Origin of the sequence: Oceanicella actignis (assembly GCF_900111545.1) — a bacterium.
Taxonomy (GTDB): domain Bacteria; phylum Pseudomonadota; class Alphaproteobacteria; order Rhodobacterales; family Rhodobacteraceae; genus Oceanicella; species Oceanicella actignis.
Genome location: NZ_FOHL01000010.1, coordinates 74,013 through 89,494, shown reverse-complemented (window position 1 = coordinate 89,494; position 15,482 = coordinate 74,013). Strand labels below are relative to the sequence as shown.

At 76.1% G+C, this 15,482-nt stretch carries 14 protein-coding genes and 1 tRNA gene; 7 read left to right on the top strand and 8 right to left on the bottom strand.

The window, feature by feature from the left end; all coding sequences use genetic code 11:
• Nucleotides 1-63: 63 nt before the first annotated feature.
• Nucleotides 64-1,836, top strand: a complete 1,773-nt coding sequence (locus BMW67_RS13865) for an ABC transporter ATP-binding protein (RefSeq protein WP_072748261.1) — start codon at nt 64-66, stop codon at nt 1,834-1,836.
• 45 nt (nt 1,837-1,881) lie between these two features.
• Entirely contained in the window at nt 1,882-2,514 is a 633-nt protein-coding gene (gene recR, locus BMW67_RS13860) for a recombination mediator RecR (protein WP_072748260.1), read from the top strand.
• Nucleotides 2,515-2,598: 84 nt separating this feature from the next.
• On the opposite strand, the gene BMW67_RS13855 is transcribed toward recR, so the two are convergent.
• The 3 genes from BMW67_RS13855 to BMW67_RS16190 form a co-directional block, all read right to left on the bottom strand.
• Nucleotides 2,599-4,596, bottom strand: coding sequence for an asparagine synthase-related protein (locus BMW67_RS13855; RefSeq protein WP_072748259.1), 1,998 nt, complete (start codon nt 4,594-4,596; stop codon nt 2,599-2,601).
• Complete coding sequence (locus BMW67_RS13850) at nt 4,593-5,105, bottom strand: PqqD family protein (RefSeq protein WP_072748258.1); 513 nt, start codon at nt 5,103-5,105, stop codon at nt 4,593-4,595. The genes BMW67_RS13855 and BMW67_RS13850 overlap by 4 nt, the downstream gene beginning before the upstream one ends.
• Nucleotides 5,106-5,174: 69 nt before the next feature.
• The gene (locus tag BMW67_RS16190; RefSeq protein ID WP_125459056.1) at nt 5,175-6,278 is read right to left on the bottom strand and encodes a hypothetical protein; all 1,104 of its coding nucleotides are present in this window, start codon (nt 6,276-6,278) and stop codon (nt 5,175-5,177) included.
• A gap of 156 nt (nt 6,279-6,434) precedes the next feature.
• Between BMW67_RS16190 and BMW67_RS13840 the strand changes: the two genes are divergently transcribed.
• From BMW67_RS13840 to BMW67_RS13830, 4 genes are all read left to right on the top strand, one after another.
• Complete coding sequence (locus tag BMW67_RS13840; protein ID WP_072748256.1) at nt 6,435-7,901, top strand: hypothetical protein; 1,467 nt, start codon at nt 6,435-6,437, stop codon at nt 7,899-7,901.
• Nucleotides 7,902-8,013: 112 nt separating this feature from the next.
• A complete protein-coding gene (locus BMW67_RS15775; RefSeq protein ID WP_177174516.1) occupies nt 8,014-8,154 on the top strand; it encodes a hypothetical protein in 141 nt (46 codons plus the stop codon).
• A gap of 37 nt (nt 8,155-8,191) precedes the next feature.
• Nucleotides 8,192-10,396, top strand: coding sequence for an ABC transporter ATP-binding protein (locus BMW67_RS13835; protein ID WP_072748255.1), 2,205 nt, complete (start codon nt 8,192-8,194; stop codon nt 10,394-10,396).
• Nucleotides 10,393-10,839, top strand: a complete 447-nt coding sequence (locus BMW67_RS13830) for a lasso peptide biosynthesis B2 protein (RefSeq protein WP_125459055.1) — start codon at nt 10,393-10,395, stop codon at nt 10,837-10,839. Before BMW67_RS13835 ends, BMW67_RS13830 begins: the two co-directional genes overlap by 4 nt.
• Nucleotides 10,840-10,887: 48 nt before the next feature.
• Here BMW67_RS13830 and BMW67_RS13825 read toward each other — a convergent pair whose 3' ends face one another.
• The 3 genes from BMW67_RS13825 to BMW67_RS13815 form a co-directional block, all read right to left on the bottom strand.
• The gene (locus tag BMW67_RS13825; protein WP_072748253.1) at nt 10,888-11,931 is read right to left on the bottom strand and encodes an NAD-dependent epimerase; all 1,044 of its coding nucleotides are present in this window, start codon (nt 11,929-11,931) and stop codon (nt 10,888-10,890) included.
• A gap of 96 nt (nt 11,932-12,027) precedes the next feature.
• A complete protein-coding gene (locus tag BMW67_RS13820) occupies nt 12,028-12,345 on the bottom strand; it encodes a DUF167 family protein (protein ID WP_072748252.1) in 318 nt (105 codons plus the stop codon).
• Between the two features lie 5 nt (nt 12,346-12,350).
• Nucleotides 12,351-12,638, bottom strand: a complete 288-nt coding sequence (locus tag BMW67_RS13815; protein WP_072748251.1) for a YggT family protein — start codon at nt 12,636-12,638, stop codon at nt 12,351-12,353.
• Nucleotides 12,639-12,778: 140 nt separating this feature from the next.
• Here BMW67_RS13815 and BMW67_RS13810 point away from each other — a divergent pair.
• Nucleotides 12,779-12,854 (top strand) — tRNA-Ala (locus tag BMW67_RS13810).
• Nucleotides 12,855-12,939: 85 nt separating this feature from the next.
• Here the strand turns inward: BMW67_RS13810 and BMW67_RS13805 are convergent.
• Both BMW67_RS13805 and BMW67_RS13800 read right to left on the bottom strand, forming a co-directional pair.
• The gene (locus tag BMW67_RS13805) at nt 12,940-13,860 is read right to left on the bottom strand and encodes a DMT family transporter (protein WP_083581567.1); all 921 of its coding nucleotides are present in this window, start codon (nt 13,858-13,860) and stop codon (nt 12,940-12,942) included.
• Nucleotides 13,857-15,365 carry an amidase gene (locus tag BMW67_RS13800; protein WP_083581565.1) on the bottom strand — a complete coding sequence of 503 codons (1,509 nt, stop codon included), beginning with the start codon at nt 15,363-15,365 and terminating at the stop codon, nt 13,857-13,859. The genes BMW67_RS13805 and BMW67_RS13800 overlap by 4 nt, the downstream gene beginning before the upstream one ends.
• Nucleotides 15,366-15,482: the final 117 nt, after the last annotated feature.

Genomic DNA, 15,482 nt, shown 5'->3' with positions numbered 1-15,482 from the left:
GGACGGGCCGCGGGCGCGGGCCGGGGCATCAAGGGTCGGGCGCGATCGGCGCAGGAGCAAGGCATGGCGGGCGAAAAGACGCAGGACACGGCGCGGGCCGAGGCGCGGGTGTGGCCCATCCTGCGCCGGCTGTGGCGCGACTGGCTGGCGCCGCGGCGCGGGCGGCTGGCGCTGAACCTGGCGCTCATCGCCATGGTGGCGGGCGCGACGGCGACCTATCCGGTGGTGATCCAGTGGGCGCTCGACGGGTTCGAGCGCCGCTCGCGCGAGATCATCGCCATGGCCCCGCTGGTGGTGGTGGCGGCGGTGCTGCTCAAGTCGGGGGCGCTATACGCGCATCGCATGCTGACCAACTCGGTGCTGGCCGAGATCGAGGCCGACATGCAGCGCGCCATGTATGCGACGCTGGTGCGCGCCGACCTTGCGCGCCTCGATCGCGAGGCGCCGGCCGCCACGGCCAGCCGCTTCACCGTCGATGTGTCCTATGTGCGCTCGGCGCTCGAAAGCCTGATCACCTCGCTGGTGCGCGACGGGCTGACGGTGGTCGGGCTGCTGGCCTCGCTGCTCTGGATCGACTGGGAGCTGACGCTCTACGCCCTGGCGGCGCTGCCCATCGCCGCCGCGCCCATCGCCGCGATCGGGCGGCGGCTGCGGCGCATCGCGCGCCGCTCGCAGCAGGAGGCGGGGCAGATGACCGCCCGCGTCAACGAGGGGCTGGGCGGCATCCGCCTGGCCAAGACCTACCGGCTCGAGGACTACCTGACCCGCCGCGCGGGCGAAAGCTTCGAGACGCTGCGCAAGCTCAAGGTCAAGGCCGCCGACCAGCGCGCGCGCATCGATCCCGCGCTCGAGGCGCTGGCCGGCATCGGGCTGGCGGTGGTGTTCTACGTCATCGGCATGCGCATCGCCGAGGGGCGCAACACCATCGGCGACTTCATGGCCTTCGTCTCGGCCTTTCTCATCGCGGGGCAGCCGCTGCGCGCCTTCGGCAATCTCTATGCCCAGGTGCTGCAGGGCGCGGCGGCGGCCGAGCGCATCTACGAGCTGCTGGACGCCCGCCCGACCATCGCCGACCGCCCCGGCGCCGAGCCCCTGCCGCGCGCGCGCGGCGAGATCCGCTTCGAGAATGTCGGCTTCGTCTACGAGGACGGCTCGCGCGCGCTCAGCGAGGTGAACCTGACCGTGCCGGCGGGCGCGCGCGTGGCGCTGGTGGGGCGCTCGGGCGCGGGCAAGAGCACGATCTTCAACCTCATCCCGCGCCTTTACGACGCCACCGAGGGGCGCGTGCTGATCGACGGGCGCGACGTGCGCGACGTGACGCTGGACAGCCTGCGCGACCAGATCGCCGTGGTCAGCCAGGAGCCGGTCATCTTCGACGACACCGTGGCGCGCAACATCGCCTTCGGCCGCCCGGGCGCGAGCATGGACGAGATCCGCGCCGCCGCCCGCGCCGCCAACGCCGCCGACTTCATCGAGGCGCTGCCCGAGGGCTACGAGACCATGGCGGGCCCGCGCGGGGGGCGGTTCTCGGGCGGCGAGCGCCAGCGCCTGACCATCGCCCGCGCCATCTTGCGCGACGCGCCGATCCTGCTGCTGGACGAGGCGACCTCGGCGCTCGACGCCGAATCCGAGGCGCTGGTGCGCGCCGCGCTCGACCGGCTGGCGGCGGGGCGCACGACCTTCGTCATCGCCCACCGCCTGTCCACGGTGCGCGACGCGGATCTGATCGTGGCGCTGGACCGCGGGCGCGTGGTCGAGCAGGGCCGCCATGAAGAGCTGATCGCGCGCGGGGGGCTTTACGCCGAGCTCCACAGGCTCCAGTTCAATGAGGATTGACCCCGCGCCGCCCGACGGGCCGGGCGCGGGCGCAGCGGAGGGCGCATGAGCGACGAGATTGGGAATCGCCCCGGGGGCGCGCCGGGCCTGGGGGGCGAGGGCGTCGATCGGCTGATCGAGATGCTGGCCAGGCTGCCCGGGCTGGGCCCGCGTTCGGCGCGGCGCGCGGCGCTGCATCTGCTCAAGCGGCGCGAGTCGCTCATGGCGCCGCTGGCGCAGACCATGGCCGAGGTCGCGCGCACGGTGCGCCCCTGCGCCGAGTGCGGCGCGCTGGCCACGGCCGAGCGCTGCGCCATCTGCGCCGATCCGCGCCGCGACGCGGGGCTGATCTGCGTGGTCGAGGACGTCTCGGATCTGTGGGCGATGGAGCGCTCGGGCGCCTATGCCGGCCGCTATCACGTCCTGGGCGGCGTGCTGTCGGCGCTTGACGGGATCGGGCCGGACGAGCTGCGCATCCCGGACCTCGCGCGGCGCGTGCGCGAGGGCGCGGTGCGCGAGGTGATCCTGGCCCTGCCCGCGACCATGGACGGGCAGACCACGGCGCATTACATCGCCGCGCAGCTCGAGGGGCTGAGCGCCGTCACCTCGCTGGCGCAGGGCGTCCCGGTCGGGGGCGAGCTGGACTACCTGGACGACGGCACCATCACCGCCGCGCTGCGCCAGCGGCGCGGCCTGTAGGCGCGCGGCCGGGCGTGCGGCGAGCCCGCGCCCAAGCGGGCGCGCGGCCCGGCCATCCTGCGCGGCGGGGCGCGCGCCGCCGCGTCAGGGCGCGCCCGTGCGGCGCAGGAAGTCGCCCAGCTGCCAGGGCAGCAGGATGGGATGCGCCAGCGACAGCAGCGCCGCATCGGGCGCGCGCCCGGCCTCGTCCAGCGCGGCCCGCCAGCGCTCGGCGTCGATCAGCGCGCGCCAGATCTCGCTGCGCGCCAGCTCGGGCGCGTCGGCGCGGATGCGGGGCAGGGCGGCGCGCATCAGGCGCCCGAAATCGGGCTGGAACAGGTCCTTGTCCTCGCGCTCGGCGATGGCGGGCGGAACCAGGGGGCGCAGCAGCGCGCGGATGAGCGCGCGGTTGCGCCATCGGCCGTCCGGCCCGCGCCCCAGCTTGAGCGAGACGGGCGCGGCCAGCACGGCGCGCAGCAGCCGCGCGTCCAGAAGCGGCAGGCGCTGCGCGATGCGCCGACCGCCCGGCAGGTCATGCGCCTGCCCCGTCCAGGCCGGCAGGGCGGCCAGCGCCGCGGCCTCTTCGGCGGCGACGGTGCGATGATAGCGCAGATGCGCGCTGCACCCGGTCTGCGCCAGGCGCGCGGCGATGGCCGGATCCGTGCGCAAGATGGCCGGCAGCTCGCGCGCGGCGGCGTCCGGGCGCAGGCGCCGCCAGGCCTCGTAAATCGGCAGCGGCTTGACGAAGCCGCCCAGCAGGATGTTGCGCCAGCGTCCGCCCGCCGCGCGCCGGCGCGCCAGCTCGGGCGCCAGGGCGCGCCAGCGGCCGGTGACCAGGAACTCGAACAAGGCCGGCTCGCCATGCGAGGACAGCGCGAAATCGCCGCCGAAGCCGCTGAACAGCGCATGCGCGCCCAGATCCGCGGCCGCCTGCGCCAGCAGCAGCTGCGTCGCGTGCATCACGTCCGGGTTCGGCGAGGCCGCCTGCCGCCACCAATGCGCCGAGGGCGCCAGCAGGTCCAGATCGCCCGCCGGCGTCTCGTGCAGGCGCAGCCCGGGCAGGGCGTGCGCCAGCGCGCGTTGATGGGCGCGCTCGTCGGTCAGGGCGGGGTCCGCGCCGGGGCCCAGAACCGAGGCGAACGCCTCGACCGGGCCGCGCGCGGCCAGATGCGCCGCGATCAGCGCCGAATCGAGCCCGCCCGACAGCATCATCGCCGTCGGCCCCGATCCGGGCGCGCGCGCCAGCGTGGCCGCGCGCGCGCGCTCGGCCACGGCCTGCGCGATCTCGTCCGCCGGGCGCCCGCCAAGCGCCGGATCGGGGCCCAGCGGGGCGACGGCGCGGCGCGATTCGCCCTCGGGCCCAAGGCGCAGCGCCGCGCCCGGCGGCGCCTGGGCGATGTCGGCGAAGTAGGCGTGCTCGGGCCCCGGCTGGCGCGCGGCCAGGAACAGCGCGCAGGCGGCGAAATCGGGCGTGCGCGAGACCCCCGGCGCCGCCAGCAGCATGTGGGGCGAGCTGGCGAACAGCGTCGCGCCCCCCGCCAGCCGCGCGATCCAGAGCGGCCCGTGGCCCCAGCGATCGCGCAGCAGCGTCAGCGCCGGGCGCCGGGGATCGTGCATGAGCGCGGCGAACACGCCCTCGGCCTCGTCCAGCCGGCCGGCGGCGGCCAGCGCCGCCAGGCGCCGCAGGTCGCGCGCGGCCCGAGGCGCGGTGCCCGCATCGCGGGCCGGATCGGTCGGGCGGAAACCCGGGACGAGCGTCTGGCCGAACCCTGGGGCGAAACCAGGGTCGAACGCCTGGTCGAACTCCGGGGCGAACAGCGTCGCGTCGCCGGCGGCGAACAGGGCGGGCCCGCCATCGGGCGCGGGGGCGGCGGTCATCATCGGCGCGGGATCGGCCCCGGCCGCCGCCGCGGCCACGCGCAGGAAGGGGCTGGGCGCGGCTTCGCGCCAGCGCAGGCCCGGGGCGTCAGCGACGGGCGGGGCGGCGCGCATGGCGCGCATCGCCGCCTCGAGCAGATCGGCGCGTCCGCGCGGGTCGAAGGCGCCGGCGAACCAGCGCTGCGCACGCTCGAACGCGTCGGGATCCTCGGTCGGGCCGCTCATGCGCGGCCGGGGGGCCCATTCGAGTCGCCCGTATCCGCGTCGCCCCGGTCGGCGCCGCCCGCATCCGCGCCGGGCTCGTGCGCCGCCGCGCCCGCGTCCGCGCCGCCCTCATCCGCGCCGCCCGCATCCGCCATGGGCCGGCCCGCCGCGCCCTGATCGCTTGCGCCCCGATCCGCCGCGCCTTCGCCCACCTCGCCCGCATCCGCGGCCGGCAAGGGGCCTGCGATCAGCTCGAGCGCGCCCTCGGCGACCAGCTCGGCCAGAAAGGGACCGATGTCCGCGGCGATGCGCTCGGGCGCCGCGTCGAAATCGCGCGCAAGGTCCCGCGCCAGATCGGCCGGGCGCATCGGCCTGGCCAGGCGCTCCCAGATCTCGGCGCCGATGCGGTCAAGGTCCAGATAGACGCGCCCATCCGCGGCCAGCAGCACCAGCTCGTCCGCGCTCATGCGCGCTTCGAGCACGCCCCGAGCGCGGCGCAAGAGCGTGTTTTCCGCATCGTCGAAGATCATCGGCCCTCCTTTCGCGTCAGGGGCCGCGCCCCTCGCCTGCGCCCGCGCCGCCGCCCCCGGGGGCGGGCGTCAGGACGCGTCGCCGATGATGCAGTCCGCGATCAGCTTTGCAACCTCGGGCATCGCGCCGTAGCGGCGCGGGCGCGCAAGGCGCAGCGCCGGGATGCGGCCGGCCAGGGCCGCCAGCCGCGCCAGGATCTCGCCCTCGCGCCCAAGCGCGCGCGCCAGAGCCGGGCGCTGGATCGCGCCGCGCAGGGCGTCGAGGGCTTCGATGCGGTTCATCTCGCTGGTCTCGGGGGCGGCCTCGGGCGGATGCAGCCAGTCGAGGACGACGATCGCCCGCAGCGCCGCCGGCGCCGGCGCGTTCTCGCGCGTGCGCAGGATCTGCTTGGACATGCCCTCGACCGGCACGCGCGCGCCCGGGCCGCCCAGGGCCCTGGCGCTGTCGGGCCAGAGCTTGACCGTGCCGATGGCGGGCTGAACCAGCGGCCCGCCCGGCGCGCGGTCATCGAGCGCGGTCAGATCGTCGGCCAGCATGGCGAATCCCATCCCGCCCAGCGCCGCGGCCAGGGTCGACTTGCCCGCCCCCGCCGGGCCCAGCAACAGCGCCGCGCCCCGAGGCAGGGCGACGGCGGCCGCGTGCAGCGGCAGCCCGCCGCGCTGGTGCAGCAGCACCGCGCTGGCGCCGTAGCCCAGCAGCAGCCGCGCCGCCTGCGGGCCGAAACCCGCCCCCGCGCCGGGGCCGGCGGCGGGCGAGGGGTCGATGGTGATGCGCGCGCCCTCCTCGATCAGGGCGCGGAAGGCCGCGTCCTCGATGGCGACCCGGCCCGGCCCCAGAATGCGGCAATCGCCCGCCAGCGGCGCGCGCGCCAGCGCCGCGGGCGCAACCGCCCCGAGGCGCGCGGTCACGTCGGCCCGCGCTCCGGGCGGCGCCGGGGCCATGCCGGGCACGTCGAAGGGGCAGGCGAAGACCAGGCCGTGCGCGCTCAGAAGACGGGCGGGCGCCGGATCGGTGGGGCCCGGATCGGGGCCGCCGGTCAAGGGCCGGGGGGAATCGGGGGGGGAATCGGGGGGGGAATAGGGGGCGGAATGCCGAGCGGCGCTCCTTCGGGCCTTGCGGTCGGGGTTCCGCTCGGGGCTCTGCTCGGGGTTCTGCTCGGGGGGCTCGGTCATGGCATCCTCGGCGCTCGTCCGCGGCCCGGGCGGCCGGCCCGGCTTGCCGGGCGCGGGCGGCTTGCGTAATGGTCGTCGCACAACCGCAGGCCCGCCGCAACGGATGGACATGACCGCAAGCGCCTTCATCACGCCGCCTCCGGGCCGCGCGCGCCCATGAGCGCGCCGCCGCATGTCGCGGGCGCGGCCTCGCACTGGGCGCATCTGCCGATGGCCGAGCCCGCGCGCCTCGAGGCCGCGCTGACCCTGGCCGGCGCGCCGTTCCGGCCGCTGCGCCGGGCGCTGCATGTCGATTGCGGGCGCGGCGTGACGCCCGCCATCCTGTCCGCCTGCGGCGTCGAGGCGCACGGCCTTGTCCTGCGCGAGGACGAGGCCGCGGACGCGCGCGCGCTGGCCGCCGCGTCGGGCGCGCGCGTGCATTCCGGCTGGCGCGAGGCCGAGGCGGCGCTCGGTCCCGGCGCGCTCGACCTGATCGCGGTTCCCGAATGCTGGGAGGAGCTGGACGAGGCCGCGCGCGAGGCCCTGATCGCGCTGGCGGCGCGGGCGCTGGCGCCGGGCGGCGCGTTGATGCTGACGCACGAGGTCCTTCCCGGCGCGGCCGAGGAGCTGCCCCTGCGCCAGCTGGCCCGCCTGTGCTGGGCGCGGACGGATCCCGGGGCCTCCGAGGCCGCGCGCGCCGCGCAGGCGCTCGCGCGTCTGGAAGAGGCGCTTGCGCTCAGCCACGCGCTGTTTCGCGGCTATGGCGGGTTCGACGCCCAGATGGCCGAGCTGCGCGCCCTGCCGCCCGAGCTGGCCGCCCGGCGCTGGTTCCGCCGCCCGGCCGCGCCCGAGGGGGTGGAGCGGCTGTGCGCGCGGCTTGAACGGGCGGGACTGCGGCTGGCGGCGCCGGCCGACCCGGCGCGTCTGCTGCGCGATCTCGATTTCACCCCCGAGCAGCAGGCCCTGATCGCGGCGCGCATCCCGCAGGGCGGCCCGGCGGCCGAAGAGCTGGGCGACATCCTTGCGCGCCGCCTGCGGCGTGCGGATCTGTTCGTCAAGCCCGGCGGGCGCAGGGCCGATCCGGCGGCGCTGCGCCTTGCGGCGCGGGGGCCGGCCGGGGCGCCGCCGGGGCGGGTCGAGGGGCTGCTGGGCTCGGCGGCGCTGTCGCGGCGCGTGCACGGGCCGATGCTCGAGGCGCTGCGCGCCGACGGCCCGGCGCGGCTGGGCGCGCTCGCCGAGCGGCTGGGCATGACGCTCGAGGCCGCGCGGCGGGCGGCGGCGGCGCTCTTGTCCTCGGGCGACCTCGCCCCCGCGCCCGAAGAGCCGCCGGCCGCGCCGCCGCGCGCGCGGGCGGTCAACGCCGCATTGGCCGCGCGGGCCGACGGGCGGGGCGGGCCGCGGGCGCTGGCCGCGCCGGCCATCGGCGGCGCGGTCGAGCTCGACGCCGAGGGCATGCGCCTTGCCGGCGCGGCGCTGGGCGGCGCGGACGAGGACGTCGATTCGCTGATCGCGGCGCTGGGCGACGCGCAACCGCCGGGGCAAGGAGGGGCGGCGGCCTCGCCGGCCATGGCGGCGCTGCGCCGGCGCGCTGAACGCTTCGTTCACCAGGATTTCAGCATTCTGCGCGCCCTCGGCGCGATCTGAACGGCCCGAGCCGGGCCGCGCGCCGGCTTCTGGGCGCTTTCATTCATCGCCGCAGGGTGCTATCTTGCGCCCGAGCGCAAAGACATTGGCGTAGGCATTGCGAGGACAGGACATGAACGAGAAGCAGGCGTGGCAGGCCCCCAGGCTGACCAAGGTCGAGGTCAAGGCCGCGACTCAGGGCAACGGCAAGCCCAAGAACCCGGGCGACGCCTGCGGCTACGCGGCGCTGGGCAGCACGGCGAAGTGCTCCTGACGCACGCTCGCGCCGCGGCCCCGCGCCGCGCGACGGCATGACCATTCTCCGCTTCGCCCGGATCCTCTGGACGCTCGAGCGTCGGCGCATCGCGCCGGCGCTCGTTCTGCTTGCGCTGGTCACGGCGACCGAGGGGCTCGGGCTGCTCAGCCTTGGCGGCCTGCTGGCGCAAGGCGGGCTCGAGGGCGCGGCCGTGGGCGGCCCCTTCGGCTGGCTCGAGCGCGCGCTGGGCGCCGCGCCGGGCTTCGAGGCGCTGCTGGCGTTGTTCCTGGCCGCGGTGCTGGCGCGGGCGGGCGCGGCGTATCTGTATGGCGAGCTTGCCGCACGCATCATGGCCGGGCTGATGCACAAGCTGCGCATGCGCCTTTACCGCGCGGTGGCCGGCGCGCGCTGGCCCCAGGTCCAGGGCGCGCGGCGGGCAGACCTGCACCATGCGCTGACCATGGCCCCGAACGAGCTGGCCCATGGCGCGGACGTGGCCATGCGCCTTGCCGTGGCGTGCTGCGTGGCGCTGACGGCGGGCGCGCTGGCGCTGACGGTCGAGCCGCGCGTGGTGCTGGCGGCGGCGGGCGTGGCCGGGGCGCTGGCGCTGCCGATGCTATGGATCGACCGCCTGATCGCGCGCGGCAGCCGCGACGTCTTCCGCCGCACGGCGCGGCTCTACGACCATGTGGCGCGGTATCTGGACAATCTGAAGCTCGATCGCTTCCTGGCGCGGCCCGGCGCGCAGGGCGCAACCGGATCGGCCGCGTTCGAGGACGCCTCGCGCCGGCAGGCGCAGATGGCGCGGCGGGTGCGGCGGCTGGGGCTGCGCTCGGATCTGGCGCATCAGGCGGGCGGCGCGACGGCGCTGGCGGCGATCCTGTGGATCGCGGCGCATTCGGGCATGACGGCGGGCGAGGGCGCGCTGATGGCGGTCCTGTTCATGCGCCTTCTGCCGCGGCTGATGTCGGCGCATGAGCTGCTGCAGGAGCTGATCTCGGTCGCCGCCGCCTTCGCCGAATACGAGCGCCAGGTGCGCGACTTCGCCGCCGCCGCCGAGCCGCGCGGCCCCGCCGCCGCGCTGGCGCGCGCGCGCGGCCCCGCGCGGGTGAGCGTGCGCGCGCTGTCGCACACGCATCCGGGCGCGCAGACGCCGGCGCTGCGCGACGTGACGCTGGACCTGCCCGCGGGCACGGCGACGGCGCTGGTGGGCCTGTCGGGCGCGGGCAAGACGACTCTCGCCGACCTCATGTGCGGTCTGATGGCGCCGAGCGCCGGGCAGGTGCTGGTCGATGGCGCGCCGCTGGCCGAATCGGACCTGGCCGCCTGGCGCGCGCAGGTGGCGCTGGTCAGCCGCGACGATTTCCTGGCGCCGGACACGCTGCGCGCCAATCTGGCCATGGGCGCCGCCGAGGCCGACGAGGCGGCGATGTGGCGTGCGCTCGAGCTGGTCGGCTTCGCCGAGCGCGCCCGCGCCATGGGCGGGCTGGACGCCGAGGTGGGCGACCGGGGCGATCGTCTGTCTGCGGGCGAGCGCCAGCGCATCTGCCTGGCGCGCGCGATCCTGCGCCGCCCGCGCTTTCTTGCGCTGGACGAGGCGACCTCGGCGATGAACCCGTTGGACGAGGCGCGCATCGTCGGGCGCCTGGCCGCGCTGCGGGCCGAGACGACCATCCTCGTCGTCGCGCATCGGCTGTCCTCGGTGGCGTGGGTCGATCGCATCGCCGTGATCGAGGAGGGGCGCCTGGCCGCCGCGGGCCCGCGCGCGCAGATGGCCGCGCATGGCTTTCTGGGCCGCATGGCCGCGGCCGAGGCGCCGGCGGGACTGGACGAGGCGCCCGCGCGGCGCGCGCATCCGGGCGACGCCGCCGAAGCCTCGGACCGGCGGGGCGACGACGCGAGCCCGCGCCCGGCCGAGGTCGAGGCCGAAGGCGCCGCGCAGGCGCCGGGGTCCGGCGATGCCAAGGCCCCGGACCGGTCGGGCGATGAAACGAACCCGCGCTCGGTCGGGGGCGTCTCGGGCGAAGGCGCGGCGCAGGCGCCGGGGTCCGGCGGCGCCGAAGCCTCGGACCGGCCGGGCGACGAAGCGAACCCGCGTCCGGCCGAGGGCGATGCGCGCGAAGGTGCGCCGCCGCGGCCAGGGCGCGGCGGCGCCGCCCAGCCGTCCGGCGCGCCGGACGCCCGGACCCCGCCAGCGACCGGCGGCGGCGCTTGCGGCGCGCCGGCGCCGGCCCGCGCGGCCGGCTCGTCCGGGCGATGAGGCGCGCGCGCCGCTTCCCCCCCACGGCGCGCGAGCTGCGCCTGTTCTGCACCGCCTGGGCGCGGCTGGCGCAGGCGCGGATGATGCATGCGCGCATGGACGCCCCCGCCGTGCTGCGCCGCCTGCGCCGGCCCGCTCGCGCGCCGGGCCGCCCCCGCGCCGGCGCCCCGACGGCGGACGAGATGCGCTGGGCGCTGGCGGCGGCGGCGCGGCGCGCGCCCTGGCGGGCCGATTGCCTGGTGCAGGCGCTGGCGGGCAAGATGTGGCTCGAATCGCTGGGGCGCGACGCCGAGCTGCGCCTTGGGGCTCTGCGCGGCGCCGACGGCGCGCTGACCGCCCATGCCTGGCTCGAGCTGGACGGCCTGCCGGCGACGGGCGGCGCGCTCAGCCCCGAGCTTGCCGCCTTCGCGCCGGCCGCGGATCCGCCCGCCGCCCCAGACTAGCCGGCCGCCGCCGACCGGCCGCGCCGCGAGCGCGCCGGGCGGGGGCGCTCAGACCGCGTAGCGCGCCCGATACCAGTCGACGAAGCGGCGCAGCCCGACCTCGAGCGGCGTGTCGGGGAGGAAGCCGACCTCGCGCTCAAGCTCGGTCACGTCCGCCCAGGTCGAGCGCACGTCGCCCGGCTGCATGGGCAGGAACTGCTTGATCGCCTCGCGCCCGGCCGCCTCTTCAAGGATGCGGACCATGTCCATCAGCCGCTCCTTGCGGCGGTTGCCGATGTTGTAGACCCGGTGCGGCGCCCAGCTCGAGCCGGGATCGGGGTTCATGCGGTCGAAATCGGGGTTCGGACGGGCGATGTGCGGAATCAGCCGCGCGACCCCCTCGACGATGTCGTCCACATAGGTGAAGTCGCGCTCCATCTCGCCATTGTTGTAGATCTGGATGGGGCGGCCCTCGAAGATCGCCTTGGCGAACTTGAAATACGCCATGTCCGGCCGCCCCCACGGCCCGTAGACGGTGAAGAAGCGCAGACCCGTGGCGGGCAGCCCGTAAAGGTCGGCATAGGCATGGGCCATCAGCTCGTTGGCCTTCTTGGTCGCGGCGTAGAGGCTGACCGGGTGATCGACGCTGTCGCGCACCGAGAAGGGCGCCTTGACGTTGCCGCCATAGACCGAGCTGGACGAGGCGTAGACCAGGTGGCGCACCTGCGTGCGGCGGCACTCTTCGAGCACGTTGAGAAAGCCGGTCAGGTTCGATTCGGCGTAGGCGTGCGGATTGTCGATCGAGTGGCGCACCCCCGCCTGCGCCGCCAGGTTGACCACGAAGGGCGGCTCGTGCGCGTCGAAGACCGCGCGCAGCGCGTCGCGGTCGGCGATGTCGGCCTGGTGGAAGGCGAATCGCGGCCGCTCGCGCAGCTGCGCCAGGCGGTCGGTCTTGAGCTGCACGTCGTAATAGGGGTTGAGGTTGTCGAGCCCGACCACCGTCTTGCCCGCCTCGAGCAGGCGCAGCGCCAGGAAATAGCCGATGAACCCCGCCGCGCCCGTCACAAGGATCGGGGCGTCGTCGGGAATGTCGGCGAGCGGATCTCGGGTCATGGCGGGCTCCGTGTTTGCGCGCGGCGTCGGGGGCTGGGGGCTGATTAGGGCGCCCGGGCGGCCGCGGCAATGGCGGGGGCCGCCGCCCCGCCCCGATCAGCCGACGAGGCGCGCAAGCGCGGCCTCGAGCGCGTCGGGGTCGCCCTCGACGGCCACCTGCTTGACCCGCGCCTGGGCGCCGCGCTCGATGCGCACCGCGCCGCGCGGCACGCCAAGCGCCTTGGCCAGCAGGGCCGTCAGCGCGGCGTTGGCCGCGCCCTCGGCGGGCGGGGCGGCGACGCGCGCGCTCAGCGTCGGGCGGCCGTCGGCGTCAAGGCGCACGCCCTCGATCCGGTCGCGGCCGCCGCGCGGGGTCAGCCGAACGAACAGCGTCAGCCCGCCCGCGTCACGCCGCCATGGGCGCCGCGCGCTCATGGCGCTCAGTAGGCGTGCAGCAGGTTGTTGGCGATGATCACCTGCAGCGCCATGATGCCGATCAGCACGATGACGGGCGACAGGTCCAGCCCGCCCATGGGCGGAATCACCGCGCGGATGCGGCGGTAGACCGGCTCGGTGATGCGGTTCAGGCCCGACCAGATCTGATAGACCAGCGGCTGGCGCAGATTGATGACGTCGAAATTGATGAGCCAGCTCATCACCGCCTGGATGATGACGATCCACCACGCGAGGTTGAGGATCATCAGCAGAATCGTCGCCAAGGAATGCATGTCGCCCCGATTTTCTCCGCCGCGCGCGGCCCTTCGCCGGCGCTGGCCACAGACCTAGCGGGCGCGGCCGCATCCTTCAAGCCGAGGCTGCGCGATGGCGCTTGACACCCCCCCGCGGACTGCTTATCAGACGCCGCAACGGGGCCGTAGCTCAGCTGGGAGAGCGTCGCGTTCGCAATGCGAAGGTCAGGGGTTCGATCCCCCTCGGCTCCACCAAGACAATCCGGCGAAGTCGGACGGGGACGGAGTTCTTGCAAAGGCGGGCCGGAGCCCGCCTTTCTCGATTCTCGCCCGGCGGGGCTCAGTCCTCCGCGCGGATGCGCTCGCGGCGCAGGGTGTAAAGGCCCGCGCCGATCACGATGGCCGCGCCCAGCAGCATCGGCGCGTCGGGGCGCTCGCCATAGAAGACCGCGCCCAGAATCATCGCGAAGACCAGAATCACGTAGCGAAACGGCGCCACGGCGGCGACGTCGCCCACCCGCATGGCCGCGATGACGCAGCCGAAGCCGACCAGGATCAGGCAGGCCGCCGCCGCCAGCCGCAGCGCCAGCGCCGGCGTCACCGGCGCCCAGCCCTGCGCGGCCGCCGCCGGCGCGGCCAGCAGCGTCAGCGCCGCCATGGTCCACAGCGTCGCCGTGGCCGAGGGCAGGGCGGGCGACAGGCTGCGGCTGAGCAGGTCGCGCGCGGTCATGCACGCCACCGCCGCCAGGACCCAGAGCGAGCCGGCGCCGAAGCCCTCGGGGCCGGGGCGAAGAATGACCAGCACGCCGACGAACCCCGCGGCGATGGCGCTCCACCGCCGCCAGCCCACGGGCGCGCCCAGAAACAGCGCCGCCGCGAAGGTCACCGTCAGCGGCATCGCCTGGAGGATCGCCGTCGCGTTGGCCAGCGGCATGCGCATGAGCGCGGTCAGGTAGAACGCCGTCGCGCCCGCCTCGGCCGCGGTGCGCCAGGCCATCAGCCGCGCGTCGCGCCCGCGCGGCAGGCGCAGCGCCCCCAGCCGCCAGGCCGCCAGCGCCATCAGCGCCGTGCCCATCAGCCCCCGCAGGAACACCGCCTGGAACAGCGGCAGCGATTCGAGCACGCCCTTCATGATCGCGTCGTTGGCCGCGAAACCGGCCATGGCGGCGACCATCAGCGCCGCGCCGCGGGCGTTCTCGCCCGGGTCGCGCTCGGCCGCCGCGCCGGCGGGCGGGTGCGGGGGACCCTCGGCGACGCTCATGGCGCCAGCTGCGGCGGCAGGCGGGCGGACATGGCGCGCGCGCGCTCATACGCGTCGGCGAAGCGCAGCGCCGCCAGGTCCGCGCGCGGCGGAAAGATCAGCTGCAGCCCCATGGGCAGGCCGCGGGCGTCGAACCCCGCCGGCACGGCGACCGAGGGGCAGGGCGACATGCTGCCCGGAACCACGACCTCCATCCACTGGTGATAGGTCTGCATGGCGCGCGCGCCGATGCGCTCGGGCCAGGGGGTGCGGATGTCGAAGGGGAAGACCTGCGCCGCCGGCAGCGCCAGCGCGTCGAAGCGCGCGAACAGCGCCATCAGCGCGCGGAACCAGTCCGAGCGCGCCTGCGCCGCCGCCTGAAGGCGCTCGGCCGTCAGCGCCGCGCCGCGCTCGACCTCCCACAGCGCCTCGGGCTTGAGCGCGGCGCGCTTGAGCGGATCGGCCGCCAGCGGCGCCAGCCTGGCCGACACGAAGAAGCTGCGCAGGTCGAGCCATGCGCGCCACAGTCGCTCGGGGTCGAAGTCGGGTCGGACCGGCGTCGCGCGGCAGCCCATGCGCTCGATCTCGCCCAAGGCCGATTCGCACAGCTCGGCCACGCCGGGCTCAAGCGCATAGCGCCCGTCCCAATCGCCGATCCAGCCGATTCGCGCCCCCCGCGCCGGCCGCCCGAGCGCGCCAAGATAGCCCCCCCGCTGCGCGGGCAGCGACAGCGGCGCGCCCGGATGCGGCCCCGCGATCACGTCCATCAGCAGCGCCATGTCCCGCGGCGTGCGCCCCATGGGGCCCTCGGTGGCCAGCTGGGCGAAGAACAGCTCGGGCGCGTCCGGGTCGGGCACGCGCCCCATCGAGGGCCGCAGCCCGTAGACGTTGTTGAACGCCGCCGGATTGCGCAGCGAGCCCATCATGTCGCTGCCGTCGGCCAGCGGCAGCATGCGCAGCGCCAGCGCCGCCGCCGCCCCGCCCGACGAGCCGCCCGCCGTGCGCGCCGGATCCCAAGCGCAGCCCGTCGCCCCGTGCACGCCGTTGTAGGTTTGCGAGCCCAGGCCCCATTCGGGCGTGTTCGTCTTGCCCACGAAGATCGCGCCCGCCTTGCGCAGCCGCGCCGCCAGCAGCCCGTCGCGCCCCGCCACCGCGCCCGCCAGCAGCGGCGAGCCGCGGCTTGTCGGCAGGCCCGCCGCATCGGCCAGATCCTTGATCGCCATGGGCACGCCATGCAGCGGCCCGTCGGGTCCATTGCGGGCGCGGCGCCGGTCGGCGGCGCGCGCCTCGGCCAGAAGCTCTTCGGCCGGGCGCAGCGAGACGATCGCGTTCCACGCGCCGTTGAGCCGGCCGATCTGCTCGAGCGCCGCCTCCATCGCCGCCTCGGCCGAGACCTGGCCCGAGACGAGGCGCCGCGCCAGCTCGGCGCCCTCGAGCGCCATGAGCGGCGGCGGCGGCGCGGGCGGGGGCGGGGGCGGGTTCGGCGCGATTCGCGCCTGCGGCGAGGGCTGAACTGGGGCGGTCATGCGGGCTCCTTGCCAGGGCGGCGGCGCGCTCATGCTTGGCCGGGTCGGCCGGCCGGTCAAGCGGGCGATGGCGCGGTTTCCGTCGATACGAAATATTGTGCGCCGCAACATGGCGAA

Coding starts and splice junctions, on each gene's coding strand:
- BMW67_RS13865 (WP_072748261.1), top strand. CDS start 64: ATGGCGGGCGAAAAGACGCAGGACACGGCGCGGGCCGAGGCGCGGGTG.
- recR (WP_072748260.1), top strand. CDS start 1,882: ATGAGCGACGAGATTGGGAATCGCCCCGGGGGCGCGCCGGGCCTGGGG.
- BMW67_RS13855 (WP_072748259.1), bottom strand. CDS start 4,596: ATGAGCGGCCCGACCGAGGATCCCGACGCGTTCGAGCGTGCGCAGCGC.
- BMW67_RS13850 (WP_072748258.1), bottom strand. CDS start 5,105: ATGATCTTCGACGATGCGGAAAACACGCTCTTGCGCCGCGCTCGGGGC.
- BMW67_RS16190 (WP_125459056.1), bottom strand. CDS start 6,278: ATGACCGAGCCCCCCGAGCAGAACCCCGAGCAGAGCCCCGAGCGGAAC.
- BMW67_RS13840 (WP_072748256.1), top strand. CDS start 6,435: ATGAGCGCGCCGCCGCATGTCGCGGGCGCGGCCTCGCACTGGGCGCAT.
- BMW67_RS15775 (WP_177174516.1), top strand. CDS start 8,014: ATGAACGAGAAGCAGGCGTGGCAGGCCCCCAGGCTGACCAAGGTCGAG.
- BMW67_RS13835 (WP_072748255.1), top strand. CDS start 8,192: ATGACCATTCTCCGCTTCGCCCGGATCCTCTGGACGCTCGAGCGTCGG.
- BMW67_RS13830 (WP_125459055.1), top strand. CDS start 10,393: ATGAGGCGCGCGCGCCGCTTCCCCCCCACGGCGCGCGAGCTGCGCCTG.
- BMW67_RS13825 (WP_072748253.1), bottom strand. CDS start 11,931: ATGACCCGAGATCCGCTCGCCGACATTCCCGACGACGCCCCGATCCTT.
- BMW67_RS13820 (WP_072748252.1), bottom strand. CDS start 12,345: ATGAGCGCGCGGCGCCCATGGCGGCGTGACGCGGGCGGGCTGACGCTG.
- BMW67_RS13815 (WP_072748251.1), bottom strand. CDS start 12,638: ATGCATTCCTTGGCGACGATTCTGCTGATGATCCTCAACCTCGCGTGG.
- BMW67_RS13805 (WP_083581567.1), bottom strand. CDS start 13,860: ATGAGCGTCGCCGAGGGTCCCCCGCACCCGCCCGCCGGCGCGGCGGCC.
- BMW67_RS13800 (WP_083581565.1), bottom strand. CDS start 15,365: ATGACCGCCCCAGTTCAGCCCTCGCCGCAGGCGCGAATCGCGCCGAAC.